The organism is Micromonospora sp. URMC 105, from assembly GCF_051386295.1.
Taxonomy (GTDB): domain Bacteria; phylum Actinomycetota; class Actinomycetes; order Mycobacteriales; family Micromonosporaceae; genus Micromonospora.
Genome location: NZ_JBPQTL010000133.1, coordinates 1 through 12,870, shown reverse-complemented (window position 1 = coordinate 12,870; position 12,870 = coordinate 1). Strand labels below are relative to the sequence as shown.

The 12,870-nt window shown below is 74.3% G+C and carries 14 protein-coding genes; 9 read left to right on the top strand and 5 right to left on the bottom strand.

Annotated features, from left to right (window positions below):
* Positions 1-142: 142 nt before the first annotated feature.
* The 6 genes from ACSNN7_RS26890 (at position 143) to mug (ending at position 4,661) form a co-directional block, all read left to right on the top strand.
* Positions 143-715, top strand: a complete 573-nt coding sequence (locus ACSNN7_RS26890) for a TetR/AcrR family transcriptional regulator (protein WP_436683780.1) — start codon at positions 143-145, stop codon at positions 713-715.
* 102 nt (positions 716-817) lie between these two features.
* On the top strand, positions 818-1,732 hold the full coding sequence (locus ACSNN7_RS26885; RefSeq protein ID WP_436683779.1) for a TIGR04222 domain-containing membrane protein: 915 nt from the start codon (positions 818-820) through the stop codon (positions 1,730-1,732).
* On the top strand, positions 1,729-2,547 hold the full coding sequence (locus ACSNN7_RS26880; protein ID WP_436683778.1) for a DUF692 domain-containing protein: 819 nt from the start codon (positions 1,729-1,731) through the stop codon (positions 2,545-2,547). Before ACSNN7_RS26885 ends, ACSNN7_RS26880 begins: the two co-directional genes overlap by 4 nt.
* 161 nt (positions 2,548-2,708) lie before the next feature.
* The gene (locus tag ACSNN7_RS26875; protein ID WP_436683787.1) at positions 2,709-3,122 is read left to right on the top strand and encodes a hypothetical protein; all 414 of its coding nucleotides are present in this window, start codon (positions 2,709-2,711) and stop codon (positions 3,120-3,122) included.
* A 46-nt stretch (positions 3,123-3,168) separates the two neighbouring features.
* Positions 3,169-3,930, top strand: coding sequence for an SDR family oxidoreductase (locus tag ACSNN7_RS26870; RefSeq protein ID WP_436683777.1), 762 nt, complete (start codon positions 3,169-3,171; stop codon positions 3,928-3,930).
* A 140-nt stretch (positions 3,931-4,070) separates the two neighbouring features.
* Positions 4,071-4,661 carry a G/U mismatch-specific DNA glycosylase gene (gene mug / locus ACSNN7_RS26865; protein ID WP_436683785.1) on the top strand — a complete coding sequence of 197 codons (591 nt, stop codon included), beginning with the start codon at positions 4,071-4,073 and terminating at the stop codon, positions 4,659-4,661.
* Here mug and ACSNN7_RS26860 read toward each other — a convergent pair.
* The 3 genes from ACSNN7_RS26860 to ACSNN7_RS26850 form a co-directional block, all read right to left on the bottom strand.
* On the bottom strand, positions 4,658-6,631 hold the full coding sequence (locus tag ACSNN7_RS26860; RefSeq protein WP_436683784.1) for an ABC transporter ATP-binding protein: 1,974 nt from the start codon (positions 6,629-6,631) through the stop codon (positions 4,658-4,660). The genes mug and ACSNN7_RS26860 overlap by 4 nt on opposite strands.
* 111 nt (positions 6,632-6,742) lie before the next feature.
* Positions 6,743-7,510, bottom strand: coding sequence for an enoyl-CoA hydratase/isomerase family protein (locus tag ACSNN7_RS26855; RefSeq protein WP_436683775.1), 768 nt, complete (start codon positions 7,508-7,510; stop codon positions 6,743-6,745).
* A gap of 46 nt (positions 7,511-7,556) precedes the next feature.
* A complete protein-coding gene (locus tag ACSNN7_RS26850) occupies positions 7,557-7,784 on the bottom strand; it encodes a helix-turn-helix domain-containing protein (RefSeq protein ID WP_007462679.1) in 228 nt (75 codons plus the stop codon).
* A gap of 212 nt (positions 7,785-7,996) precedes the next feature.
* Here ACSNN7_RS26850 and ACSNN7_RS26845 point away from each other — a divergent pair, with 212 nt between their 5' ends.
* Positions 7,997-8,602: a cadmium resistance transporter gene (locus ACSNN7_RS26845; protein ID WP_436683774.1), complete on the top strand. Its 606-nt coding sequence runs from the start codon at positions 7,997-7,999 to the stop codon at positions 8,600-8,602.
* A gap of 23 nt (positions 8,603-8,625) precedes the next feature.
* On the opposite strand, the gene ACSNN7_RS26840 is transcribed toward ACSNN7_RS26845, so the two are convergent.
* A complete protein-coding gene (locus ACSNN7_RS26840; RefSeq protein WP_436683773.1) occupies positions 8,626-10,230 on the bottom strand; it encodes an ABC-F family ATP-binding cassette domain-containing protein in 1,605 nt (534 codons plus the stop codon).
* 244 nt (positions 10,231-10,474) lie between these two features.
* Between ACSNN7_RS26840 and ypfJ the strand changes: the two genes are divergently transcribed.
* Positions 10,475-11,389 carry a KPN_02809 family neutral zinc metallopeptidase gene (ypfJ, locus tag ACSNN7_RS26835; RefSeq protein WP_436683782.1) on the top strand — a complete coding sequence of 305 codons (915 nt, stop codon included), beginning with the start codon at positions 10,475-10,477 and terminating at the stop codon, positions 11,387-11,389.
* 105 nt (positions 11,390-11,494) lie between these two features.
* Positions 11,495-11,956, top strand: a complete 462-nt coding sequence (locus tag ACSNN7_RS26830; RefSeq protein WP_436683772.1) for an NUDIX domain-containing protein — start codon at positions 11,495-11,497, stop codon at positions 11,954-11,956.
* 6 nt (positions 11,957-11,962) lie between these two features.
* Here ACSNN7_RS26830 and ACSNN7_RS26825 read toward each other — a convergent pair whose 3' ends face one another.
* Positions 11,963-12,622, bottom strand: coding sequence for an acVLRF1 family peptidyl-tRNA hydrolase (locus ACSNN7_RS26825; RefSeq protein ID WP_436683771.1), 660 nt, complete (start codon positions 12,620-12,622; stop codon positions 11,963-11,965).
* Positions 12,623-12,870: the final 248 nt, after the last annotated feature.

Sequence of the window (12,870 nt, the reverse complement as noted above, 5' to 3'; positions counted from 1 at the left end):
GGGGGAAGGGGGGCGGAGGCGACCGGGGGCGTCGTCACCCGGCGATCCTAACCGGACCGGCGCGGTACGCCGTCCCACACCGCAAGATCCCAAGCCGTACGTACGGTTTGCGTAACGGAGGGTCAGCTGGAACGATCGACCCGTGCCCAGAGTAAGTCAGGACCAGCTCGACGCGCGTCGGCAGGAGATCCTCGCCGCGGCGCGGGCCTGTTTCGCCCGGCACGGCTACGAGGGAGCCACCGTACGCCGGCTGGAGGACGCCACCGGGCTGTCCCGGGGCGCCATCTTCCACCACTTCCGTGACAAGGACTCGCTCTTCCTCGCCGTCGCCGAGGACGACGCGGCGGCCATGGTGGAGACCGTGGCCCGCAACGGTCTCGTGCAGGTCATGCGGGACCTGCTCGCCGGGGCGGTCTCCCCCGACACCACGGGCTGGCTGGGCAGCCAGCTGGAGGTGTCCCGGCGGCTGCGTACCGACCCGGCCTTCGCCCGCCGCTGGGCCGAGCGCTCGGCCGCCATCGCGGAGGCCACCCGCGACCGCCTGGTACGGCAGCGGGAGGCCGGCGTGCTCCGCGAGGACGTGCCGATCGACGTGCTGGCCCAGTTCCTGGAGCTGGCGTACGACGGTCTGGTGCTGCACCTGGCGATGGGCCGGCCGGCCGGCGACCTGGGCCCGGTGCTGGACCTGGTCGAGGAGGCCGTGCGCCGGCGCTGACGGCGGCACGTCACGGCTCGGTAACTCGCCGCTCCGCCCGGTCGGGTGATGGCGCGCCGGCTCCACAATGAGTTCCCGTCCCCCTCGCGACAGGAGCCGCCGATGATCCCCCTGGCCGCAGCCGGCGACACCTGGGGTGTCCCCGGGCCCCTTTTCCTCCGGCTCTATCTGGCCGTCGCCGTCGTGGCCGTGGTCGGCACGATGCTGCATCGCCGCCGCCTGCTGGCCGGCCCGGACCCGTCCGGCGTGGACCTGCTCGGCCCGCAGCAGGTGGCCTACCTCAACGGCGGCGACCAGCTCGCGGTCTGGACCGCGCTGGGCGGCCTGCGCGCGGCCGGCGCGATCGACGTCCGGCCGGATCGGAAACTGATCGCGGCAGGCCCGCTCCCCGCCGGCGTGACCCCGCTGGACCAGGCGGTACGGCACGCGGCGAAACGACCCGTGTACTCCCGCGAGCTGACCCGGGACGCCACCGTCGCCCGCGCCCTGACCGAGCTGCGCCAAGGGCTGGAGCAGCGAGGGCTGCTGGTCGACGCCGACGGGCGCCGGGCGTTGCGGCGCGGACCGTTCCTCCTGTTCGTCCTGCTGATGCTGGGCGTGCTGCGGCTGTTCAGCGGCCTGTCCAACGATCGTCCGGTGGGCTGGCTGCTGCTCACCCTGATCGGCATCGGGGTGGCCTGCGCCCTGCTGGCCCGCACCCCGCGGCGCACCCGCACCGCCGACGCGGGGGTGCGTGACCTGCGCCGACGCACCGCCCACCTCTCCCCCGCCGCCGCCCCCGCGTACGCCACCTACGGCGCGGCCGGCGCGGCGATGGGCGTGGCCCTCTTCGGTACCGCCTCGCTCTGGGCGCTCGACCCCGGCTTCGCCGAGCAGGCGGAGATCCAGCGGCAGGCCCTGTCCGGCGGCAGCGGCGCCTACAGCTCCGGCGGCAGTTCCTGCGGCGGCGGCTCGTCCTCGGACGGCGGCGGCGGTGGCGGCGGCTGCGGTGGCGGTGGTGGTGGGTGCGGCGGATGACCGGACCGCGCGGGGTGGGCATCGGCTGGCGGCCGGAGATCGCCGGGTTCGTCGCCGAACTGCCCGGGCTGCGCTTCGTCGAGGTGGTGGCCGAGGCGGTCCCGGCGACCGGTCCGGTTCCACCGGGGCTGGCCGAGCTGCGCGAGCGCGGGGTCACCGTCGTACCGCACGGGGTTCGGCTCTCCCTCGGCGGCGCGGAGCCGGTCGACCCGGCCCGGGTGGCCCACCTGGCCCGGGTCGCCGAACTCCTCGACGCGCCGCTGGTCAGCGAGCACATCGCCTTCGTCCGGGCCGGCGGCCTGGAGGCCGGTCACCTGCTGCCGCTGCCCCGCACGCGCGAGGCGGTGGCGGCGGTGGTGGCGAATGTCCGGCGGGCGCAGGAGCAGCTGCCGGTGCCGCTCGCGCTGGAGCCGATCGCCGCGCTCTTCGACTGGCCCGAGGACGAACTGGACGAGGCGGACTTCCTCACCGAGATCCTGGACGCCACCGGGGCGACGCTGTTGCTCGACGTGGCCAACGTGCACGCCAACGCCCGCAACCGGGGCGGTGACCCGGTCGCGCTGCTCGACCGGCTGCCGCTGGACCGGGTCTCCTACGTGCACGTGGCCGGGGGCGCCGAGCGGGGTGGCTTCTACCACGACACCCACACCGACCCGGTGCCGCCGGAGGTGCTCGACCTGGTCGGCGCGCTCTGCGCCCGGCGCCGGCCACCGGCGCTGCTGCTCGAACGCGACGGGCACTACCCGCCCGCACCGGCCCTGCGGGCGGAGCTGGACGCGCTCGCCGCCGCCTCCGCCTTCCCGGTGGTCACGTGAGCGGCCCTACCCACGGTGACCGGGAGGAAGCGACCGCCGACCTCGCCGGTCGGCGGGCGGCGCCGCCCGCCGACCCGGCTGGCGGGCGCGAGGCGCCGGGCGGGGACCCGGCCGGTGGGCACGGGGCACCGGGCGGGGACCTCGCCGCCCGGCAGGCGGCACTGGTCGCGGCACTGGTCGCCGGGGCGCCGCTGCCGGCCGGCTTCGCGCCCGTGCCGGTGGAGGCCGCCCGGGTCGCGCTGCTGAGCAAGCGCGCCGGTGAGGTGGCCCGGCACTGGCCGCTGCTGGCCGCCGCCCTCGGCGACGCCTGGGGGGACACCTTCCGCGAGTGGGCGGACGGCCGCCCCACCAACGGTTCGCTGCGCGACGGCTGGGACCTGGCCCGGGCCCTGCGACAGCGGGGCGCCCTGCCTCCGCTCGGCGCGGAGGAACTGGCCGCCCGCGAGGCGGCCGGCCGCTACGACGGCCGGCACCCGCCGCGACCCCGCCGGCTGCCGGCCCTCGCCCGCGCCGGCGGTGCCGTCGCGGTCCAGCTCGCCGGTCGGGTACGCCTGCTGCGCCCCGCCCGGCGCTGACCGCCCAAGCATGCGTCGGATGACCCGGTGCGGCAGGATCGGACGCATGGATCTCGGACTCACCGACCGGGTGTACGTGCTGACCGGCGCCTCCCGGGGCCTCGGCTTCGCCACCGCCGAGTGCCTGGTGGCCGACGGCGCGCGGGTGGTGCTCTCGGCGCGCGCCCCGGAACGGGTCGCCGAGGCCGTGGAGCGGCTCGGCGGTCCGCGGCACGCCGTCGGGCTCACCGCCGACCTGGCCGATCCGGAGACGCCGCAGCGGCTGGTGGTGACGGCGCGGGAGCACTTCGGCCGGTTGGACGGCGCGCTGATCTCGGTCGGGGGCCCGCCGCGCGGCACCGCCGCCCAGGTGACCGACGAGCAGTGGCGGCAGTCGTTCGAGACGGTCTTCCTCGGCAGCGTCCGCACCGCGCGTACGGTGGCCGGCGCGCTCACCGACGGCGGCGCGATCGGGCTGGTGCTCTCCACCTCGGCCCGGGGTCCGGTGCCCGGCCTCGGCATCTCCAACGGTCTGCGCCCCGGCCTGGCCGGGGTGGCCAAGGACATGGCCGACGAGTACGGCCCGCGCGGCGTACGGGTGCTCGGCCTGCTGCCCGGCCGGATCATGACCGACCGCAACCGGGAACTCTTCGCCGCCACCGGGGACGCCGAGGCGGCCCGCGTCGAGGCGGAGGCCGGCATCCCGCTGCGCCGGATCGGTGACCCGGCCGAGTTCGGCCGGGTGGCCGCGTTCCTGCTCTCCCCCGCCGCCGGCTACGTCACCGGGGTCACCGTGCCGGTCGACGGCGGCGCGCTGCGCGGCCTGTGAGCCCCGCCGACCGCGCCGACGACCCGGCCGGTGCCCGACCGGGTCGGCGGGTTCCCCGGGCCGGGTCCGGGCCACGCGGCTCCCAGTCCGACCGACGACCGGGACCGGCGTCGGGTCGGCCGCCCGCCGACACGCAGCCCATCCGCACGCCAAGGGCCTCCGGCGCGACGCACGGGGCCTCCGGTGCGGGAAGGCCGACGAAGGAGGAGCTGGCGGCGGCAGCCGACCGGACCATCCCGGACCTGATCGCCCCCGGGCTGGACGTGCTCTTCGTCGGCATCAACCCCGGGCTCTGGTCGGCGGCCACCGGCTGGCACTTCGCCCGCCCCGGCAACCGCTTCTGGCCTGCGCTGCACCGGGGCGGCTTCACCCCGCGCCAGCTGCACCCGAGCGAGCAGCACCTGCTTCCCGGTCTCGGTCTGGGCATCACCAACATGGTGGCCCGGGCCAGCGCCCGCGCCGACGAGCTGACCCCGGCGGAGCTGCTGGCCGGGGCGGAGGTCCTGACCGGCAAGGTCGCCGCGTACCGGCCGGCCTGGGTGGCCGTGGTCGGGGTGACCGCGTACCGGATCGGGTTCGCCCGGCCCAAGGCCGGTTTCGGCCCGCAGCCGGAGCCGCTGGCCGGGGCCCGGCTCTGGGTGCTGCCCAACCCGAGCGGCCTGAACGCGCACTTCACCCCGGAGACGCTCGGGGCGGCCTTCGGGGAACTGCGGGCGGCCGTGGCCGGCTAGTTGGCCGCAGCCGGCGGCAGTGCCTCCTGGGCGACGTACGTGCCCAGCGGCACCGTGGTGATCACCGGCTCGGGCTCCGCCGCCGCGTACGGCGTGGGCGAGTCGGTGACGGCGAACTGGGTGCGGTACAGCTCGGCGTAGAGCCCGCCGACCGCGACCAGCTCGTCGTGCCGGCCTCGCTCCACGATCCGGCCGTCGTCGAGGACCAGGATCTGGTCGGCGTCGCGGACCGTGGAGAGCCGGTGCGCGATCACCAGCGCGGTACGGCCGGTCAGCGCGACCGCCAGCGCCCGCTGCACCGCGGCCTCGCTCTCCGAGTCCAGGTGGGCGGTGGCCTCGTCGAGGATCACGATCGACGGCGCCTTGAGCAGCAGCCGGGCGATCGCGATGCGCTGCTTCTCGCCGCCGGAGAAGCGGTAGCCCCGCTCGCCGACCATCGTCTCCAGCCCGTCGGGCAGGGCCCGGACCAGGTCGGCGACCTGCGCACCGGCCAGCGCCGCCCAGATCTCGTCGTCGGTGGCGTCCGGCTTGGCGTAGCGCAGGTTCTCGGCGATCGTCTCGTGGAACAGGTGCGAGTCCTGGGTGACCACGCCGATCTCGTCGCGCAGCGAGGCGAGGGTGGCGTCACGGACGTCCACGCCGCCGACGCGTACCTCGCCGTCGGTCACGTCGTAGATCCGGGAGATCAGCATGGACAGCGTCGACTTGCCGGCGCCGGAGGGCCCGACCAGGGCCACCATCTGACCCGGCTCGACGGTGAACGACACGCCCTTGAGCACCGGCTCGTTGACCGTACGGTCGAGGGTGGCGACCTCCTCCAGCGAGGCCAGCGACACCTCGGCGGCGGCCGGGTAGCGGAACCGGACGTCGCGGAACTCGACCCGGCCGTTGCCACGGGGCACCGGCACCGCATCCGGCTTCTCCTCGATGCCGGGGCGCAGGTCCAGCACCTCGAAGACCCGGTCGAAGGAGACCAGCGCGCTCATCACGTCCACCCGGACGTTGGACAGCGCGGTCAGCGGACCGTAGAGGCGGGTGAGCAGCAGCGCGAGGGTGACCACGGTGCCGGCGCTGACCGCGCCGGTGACCGCGAGCCAGCCACCGAGCCCGTAGGTCAGCGCCTGGGCCAGCGAGGCGACCAGCAGCATCGCCACGAAGAAGGTCCGCGAGTACATGGCCGACTGGATGCCGATGTCGCGGACCCGCTCGGCCCGCCCGGCGAAGCGGCGGGCCTCGACCTCGGGCGACCCGAAGAGCTTGACCAGCAGCGCCCCGGCCACGCCGAACCGCTCGGTCATCGTCGCGTTCATCTTGGCGTCGAGGTTGTACGACTCCCGGGTGATCTCGGCCAGCCGCTTGCCGACCCGCCGGGCCGGGATGATGAAGATCGGCAGCAGGACCAGCGAGAGGGTGGTGATCTGCCAGGAGAGGGTGAACATGACCCCGGCGGTCAGCACCAGCTGGATGACGTTGCTGACCACGCCGGAGAGCGTGGAGGTGAACGCCCGCTGCGCGCCCATCACGTCGTTGTTGAGCCGGCTGACCAGCGCGCCGGTCTGGGTGCGGGTGAAGAACTGCAACGGCATGCGCTGCACGTGGTCGTAGACCCGGGTGCGCAGGTCGAGGATGATCCCCTCGCCGATGCGGGCCGAGTACCACCGCTGGGCGAGGGAGAAGAGCGCGTCGGCGACCGCCAGCGCGGCGATCACCAGCGCCAGGCGGACCACGGTCGCCCCGGCCTCGGGGCCGCCCCGGGTGATGGCGTTGATGACCTTTCCGGCCAGCACCGGGGTGGCCACCCCGATGATCGCGGCGATCACGACGGTGACCAGGAAGACGATGATGTCCCGCCGGTACGGCCCCGCGAAGGCGACGATCCGCCGGGCGGTGCCGTGCTTCAGCCGGTGCGCGGCGACCTCGTCGCTGCTGCGCATCGACCGGAGCATGCTCCACCCGGCCCCGCCGGACATCGGGTTGGACATCGGTCACCTCCGGGTCTGGACAGCGCGCACCGTCGGTTCGATTCTCCCGACGACTACGACAACCTCAGCAGTAACCCGGATCTTCCCGAACGGTCCTTACTATTCTCCCCGCCCGGTGAGGTCGCGCAGCCGACGGGTCTGCGCCTCCCGCTCGGCGCGCTGCTGGTCGGCGTGCGAGCGGCCGGCCGCGCCGGCGAGCAGCGCCTTGATCTCGACCACCGCGTCGCGGTTGTTGGCCAGCAGGCCGGCGGTGAGGTCCCGCACCGCACCGTCCAGGTCGGCGGTGGGCACGACGAGCGTGGCCAGCCCGATCCGGTCGGCCTCGGCGGCGTCCATCCGCCGGCCGGTGGCGCAGATCTCCAGCGCCCGCGAGTAGCCGACCAGCTCGACGAGGCGCTTCGTCCCGGCGAGATCCGGCACCAGGCCCAGGGTCACCTCGGCCATGGAGAGCTTGGCGTCCTCGGCGAGCACCCGCAGGTCGCAGGCGAGCGCCAGCTGGAAGCCGGCCCCGATCGCGTGCCCCTGCACGGCGGCCACGGAGATCACGTCGGGGCGGTGCAGCCAGCTGAAGCCGCCCTGGAACTCGGCGATCCGGTCGGCGCACTCCTGCTCGGGCAGGGTGGCCAGCTCGGCGAAGGAGCCCGGCCCGGACGCCCCGGCGACCGAGAGGTCGAGGCCGGCGGAGAAGGACCGCCCTTCGCCACGCACCACGACGACACGCACGTCGCCGGGGAGATCCCGCGAGAAGTCGCTCATCGCGCGCCACATCGCCGGGGTCTGGGCGTTGAGCACGTCGGGCCGGCACAACGTCACCGTCGCGACCGGCCCGTCGCAGTCGAGTCGTACCCCGGTCGTCTCGGCGGTCACCGGACGGCCCGGAACACGACGCTGATGGACGACGCTGGTGGCCGGGTCACGCCTTCTTGCGGCGCCGGGCGCCGCCGCGCTGCCGCAGCTGCACCCCGGACTCGGTGAGCACCCGGTGGATGAACCCGTAGGAACGTCCGGTCGAGGCCGCGAGGGCGCGGATGCTCTCACCCGAGGTGTACCGCTTTACCAGGTCCTTGGCGAGCGTCTGACGCTCGGCTCCGACGATCCGGCGACCCTTCTCAGTGCTGGTGGCTGTGCCAGTGGCTGCCATGCTGATTCCTCACGTCCCAGACTGTGCGGTTCGGATACGGTCCCACCTATTAGACCGCCTCGAACGATCATGCGCCAGATATCAACTCTTCGCCAACCGACACGCTATGCGATGTCAGCTTCCCGATAGAGTGATCCTTCCGACCGGCCCCGCGGGGACGCGCGCGCCCGGGGCCGGCCGGTGCCCGGCACGCGGCCCGTACCCTGCCTGGCGTGACCGACGTGCTCGCCGCCGCCGCCGGCGCGGCCCTGGTGTTCGCCGCGACCAACGTGGACGACATCGTCGTGCTCACCGTGCTCTTCGTGGCGGCCCGCGCCACCGGCCGGCCCCGGCCCTGGCAGATCGTCGCGGGCCAGTACCTGGGCATCGGTGCGCTGGTCGCGACGGCCGTGGTGGTCGCGGCCGGGCTGCTGGTGGTGCCCGACCCGTGGACCGGGCTGCTCGGCCTGCTGCCGATCGGCCTCGGGGTCCGGGCGCTGCTGTCGCGTACCGACGACGACGAGGCGCCGGCGGCGGTGGTCGGCGGCGCGCTCGGGGTGGCCGGCGTGACCATCGCCAACGGTGCGGACAACATCGCCGTCTACGTACCGGTGTTCCGCTCCCTGCCGCCGGCGGCCGGGCTGGTCTGGCTGGTGGTCTTCGCCGCGCTGGTGGCGCTCTGGTGTGCGGTCGCGGCCCTGCTGGGCGGCCACCCCCGGGTGGTCCGGCTGGTCGGCCGGGCCGGGCACTGGCTGGTGCCGGCGATCTTCATCGGCGTCGGCCTGGTCATCCTGGTCACCTCCGGCGTGCTGACCCGCCTCGCCGGCCTGGCCGCCTGAGCCGTCCCGCCGGACGCCGGCCGTCAGGCCAGCTCGACCAGTTCGAGCAGGTCGTCGCTCCAGGCGTCCTCGTCGCCGTCGGGCAGCAGGATGGCCCGGTCCGGCTTGAGCGCGAGCACCGCGCCGGGGTCGTGGGTGACCAGCACGATCGCACCCGGGTAGCGGGCGATCGCGTCGAGCACCTGCTCCCGGCTCACCGGGTCGAGGTTGTTCGTCGGCTCGTCGAGCAGCAGCACGTTCGCGCCGGAGCAGACCAGGGTGGCCAGGGCCAGCCGGGTCTTCTCGCCGCCGGAGAGCACCCCGGCCGGCTTGTCCACGTCCTCGCCGGAGAAGAGGAACGCGCCGAGGATCTTGCGCAGGTCGGTGTCGGTCTGCTCGATCGCGGCGGCCCGCATGTTCTCCAGCACGGTGCGCTCGACGTCCAGCGTCTCGTGCTCCTGGGCGTAGTAGCCCAGCCGCAGCCCGTGCCCGGCGTGCACCTCGCCGGTGTCCGGCGTGAGCAGGCCGCCGAGCATCCGCAGCAGTGTCGTCTTGCCGGCGCCGTTGAGGCCGAGGATGGCGACCCGGGAACCCCGGTCCACCGCGACGTTCACGTCGGTGAAGATCTCCAGCGACCCGTACGACTTGGAGAGGCCGGTGGCGGTCAGCGGGGTCTTGCCGCACGGCGCCGGGGTGGGGAAGCGCACCTTGGCGACCTTGTCGGAGACCCGGACCTCCTCCAGGCCGGAGATCAGCTTCTCGGCGCGGCGGGCCATGTTCTGCGCGGCGACGGTCTTGGTGGCCTTGGCCCGCATCTTGTCGGCCTGGGCCATCAGCGCGCCGGCCTTCTTCTCGGCGTTGGCGCGTTCGCGGCGGCGGCGGCGCTCGTCGGTCTCCCGCGCCTCCAGGTACGCCTTCCAGCCGAGGTTGTAGACGTCGACCACGGAGCGGGTGGCGTCGAGGAACCACACCTTGTTGACCACCGACTCCAGCAGCGCGCCGTCGTGGGAGATCACGATCAGGCCGCCCTTGTGGTTGGCGAGGAAGGTGCGCAGCCAGGTGATCGAGTCGGCGTCGAGGTGGTTGGTGGGCTCGTCGAGCAGCAGGATGCCGCCGCCGTTCTCACCGGCGTCGCGGAACAGGATCCGGGCCAGCTCGATGCGGCGGCGCTGACCGCCGGAGAGGGTGCCGATGGTCTGGGCGAGCGCCCGGTCGGGCAGCCCGAGGTTGGCGCAGATCCGGGCCGCCTCGGCCTCGGCGGCGTACCCGCCCAGCGAGGCGAACTGGTCCTCCAGCGCGCCGTAGCGGCGCACCAGCTTGTCGTCGGCGCCGTCGGCGAGCTTGGTCTCGATCTCCGCCATCTGGGCCATCAGCACGTCCAGCCCGCGGGCGGAGAGCACCCGGTCCCGTCCGGTGACCTCCAGGTCACCGGTACGCGGGTCCTGCGGGAGGTAGCCGATCGCGCTGCGCCGGTCGATCTGCCCGGCGTACGGCTGACCCTCGCCGGCCAGCACCTTCAGCGTGGTGGTCTTGCCGGCGCCGTTGCGGCCGACCAGGCCGATCCGGTCACCCGGCTGCACCCGCAGCGTGGTGTCGGACAGCAGGATCCGGGCGCCGGCACGCAGCTCCAGGCCGGTGGCAGTGATCATTTTGCGGTACTCGCTCTCGGGGTCCGGAAGGGCTGACTCAGGGCACGCGAAACGGCCGGCGGGCCCGATGGACCGTCGGCGCGGGGCGGTTCAGCCTTCGCAGAGCAGCACGGAGCAAGTGTACCGGGCCGCCTTTCGCGCCCCGCCCGGATTACCCAGCAAGATCATCGGGTACCGAAACGCCGTCCGGACCCGGTCCGGTACCGCAACCACCACACGTGATGAATCGGTGATCGGGGTCAACATGGAGCTGAACGAGAACGCGCAGATCGACACCAGTCAGGTGGACGATCGGCGAGGGTCCGGCGGAGGCGGCGGGATGGGGATCCCGATCCCGATCGGCGGCGGTCGCGGTGGCCTCGTCGGCATCATCGTCGCCGTGCTGGTGGCGCTCGTCGGCGGCGGCTTCGGGCTGAACGCGGCGACCAACGGCGGCGGCGGGGAGCAGGGCGACAACACGGCACTGGAGCAGAAGTGCGCGGCCGACGACAGACTCCAGCAGCTGGACTGCCGCAACGCCGCCTACGTCAACTCGATCCAGGCGTACTGGCAGACCGCGTTGCCGGAGAAGTTCGGCGAGCGGTACCAGCCGTCGAAGACCGTCTTCTTCAGCCAGGGCGTCAACACCGCGTGCGGCCAGGCCGACTCCGGCGTGGGCCCGTTCTACTGCCCGGCCGACGATCTGATCTACATCGACCTCACCTTCTACCGGGTGCTCGCCGACCAGCTCGGCGCGGAGGGCGAGTTCGCCCAGCCGTACGTGCTGGCCCACGAGTACGGCCACCACGTGCAGGACCTGCTCGGCACCGAGGCGCAGATGCGCCGCCAGCAGCAGCGTGACCCGGACAACGCCAACGCGCTGTCGGTGAAGCTGGAGCTGCAGGCCGACTGCTACGCGGGCGCCTGGGCGAAGAACGCCACCGGCACCGCCGACGCCAAGGGCCAGAAGATCTTCAAGAGCATCAGCGAGCAGGACATCGCGCAGGCGATCGACACGGCCGAGAAGATCGGCGACGACGCCATCTCGGAGCGGGCCAACCGCCCGGCGAACCCGGAGGAGTTCACCCACGGCTCCTCGGCACAGCGCAAGGAGTGGTTCACCAAGGGCTTCGAGACCGGCGACCCCTCGTCCTGCGACACCTTCGGCGGCGCTCTCTGACCGCACCTGAGAAGTGCCCGGCGGCGGCCGGTGGGTCGGTGATCCACCGGCCGCCGTGGCGTTTCCCGGTCGCCGGTCCCGGCCGCGTTCGTCCAGACTGACCGGATGGCCGGTGCACCGCCCCGGCTCCGGGTCGCCGCCTACGTCGTCCGCGACGGTGCCGCCGGGCCGGAGCTGCTCGTCTTCGACCACGTCGACTTCCCGCACGCCGGCACACAGGTCCCGGCCGGCGGGATGAAGCCGGACGAGGGGTGGGCCGACGCGGCGGTGCGCGAGGTGGCCGAGGAGAGCGGGCTGACGGGAGTGACGCCGGTCGCCGCGCTCGGCGTCCGGGTCCGGCCGCACCCGGTGACCGGCGAGCCCCGCCACACCACCTACGTGCACCTGACGGCGCCGCCCGGACCGGCACGACGGTGGACCCACCGGGTCTCCGGCGGCGGCGGGGACGACGGACTGCTGTTCGCCTGCCGGTTCACGCCGCTGCCGCTGACCGCTCCGCTCGCCGACGAGCAGGACGAGCTGCTCGGCGCGATCGATCCGGCCTGGACGCCGCCCGCCCGGCGGTGACCGGGGTCAGGCCGGGCCGGGCGGGGCGTCGCGTACCAGGATCCGTACCGCACGGGCCGCGGTGATCGCGGCGACCAGCACGGCGTGCCGGGGCTCCGGGACGTCGAGCAGCCGCTCGGCCCGCAGCGCGGCGAGCGGGGCCAGCCGCCGCTCGGCGAGCACGGTGTCGACGGCCCGCCGGTCACCGCCGCAGACCAGCGCGCGCAGCGTCGCCGCCTCCGGCAGCAGCAGCCGTACGGCCAGCTCCGTCGCATCGCCGAGCGCCGCCTTCGCCTGGTTGTCCCGGCGGCGGGCGAACCGCTGCTGGGACCAGCCGCCCGCGGCGGAGCGCCCCTGCACGTAGCGGGTGTCCACCTTGGAGACCACCAGCTCCTCCCCCGCCGCGACGCCGACCGCCACCGCACCCTTGCGGGCGAGCAGCAGGCCGATCCGGCGCGGCTCGGCCGCCGCGGCCACGAAGGCGGGTACGTCGGGGGCGGACGGCGCCCCGGGCGGGGTGTGCAGTTCGGCGGTCGCGCCGTCCGGGGCGGTGAGCAGCAGGCCGTACCCGGTGACGGCGGTGGTGGGCGGGCCGTGCCGGTCGGCGAAGCCCTCGACCCAGCGGGCGACGCGGGCCGGGTCGACCTCGACCCACCGGCCACCCCCGGCTGCGGGTCGACTGGTCATGGCGGAACGGTACCGAACCGCCGGGCCACGGGCGGTGGCCCACTCCAGGCCTTTCATGGACATCGATGAACGCTTACCATCCGGTAACCGAATGTTTTTCGGATCGACTCATCCTCCGTCTGCGAGGTATCCATGCAGCCACGCGGTCCCGTCCCACCGCACCCCGCCCGCCGTGCCGTCGCCCGCCGGCTGACCGCCGCCGCCGCGGCGACGGTCACCGTGGCGGCCCTGCTCACCGTCTCCCCCAC

Bases quoted from the DNA above. Each gene is read 5' to 3' on its own strand.
- ACSNN7_RS26850 (WP_007462679.1), bottom strand. From the start codon at position 7,784: ATGGCAGCCACTGGCACAGCCACCAGCACTGAGAAGGGTCGCCGGATC.
- ACSNN7_RS26885 (WP_436683779.1), top strand. From the start codon at position 818: ATGATCCCCCTGGCCGCAGCCGGCGACACCTGGGGTGTCCCCGGGCCC.
- ACSNN7_RS26830 (WP_436683772.1), top strand. From the start codon at position 11,495: ATGGCCGGTGCACCGCCCCGGCTCCGGGTCGCCGCCTACGTCGTCCGC.
- ACSNN7_RS26825 (WP_436683771.1), bottom strand. From the start codon at position 12,622: ATGACCAGTCGACCCGCAGCCGGGGGTGGCCGGTGGGTCGAGGTCGAC.
- ACSNN7_RS26860 (WP_436683784.1), bottom strand. From the start codon at position 6,631: ATGTCCGGCGGGGCCGGGTGGAGCATGCTCCGGTCGATGCGCAGCAGC.
- ypfJ (WP_436683782.1), top strand. From the start codon at position 10,475: ATGGAGCTGAACGAGAACGCGCAGATCGACACCAGTCAGGTGGACGAT.
- ACSNN7_RS26870 (WP_436683777.1), top strand. From the start codon at position 3,169: ATGGATCTCGGACTCACCGACCGGGTGTACGTGCTGACCGGCGCCTCC.
- ACSNN7_RS26840 (WP_436683773.1), bottom strand. From the start codon at position 10,230: ATGATCACTGCCACCGGCCTGGAGCTGCGTGCCGGCGCCCGGATCCTG.
- ACSNN7_RS26880 (WP_436683778.1), top strand. From the start codon at position 1,729: ATGACCGGACCGCGCGGGGTGGGCATCGGCTGGCGGCCGGAGATCGCC.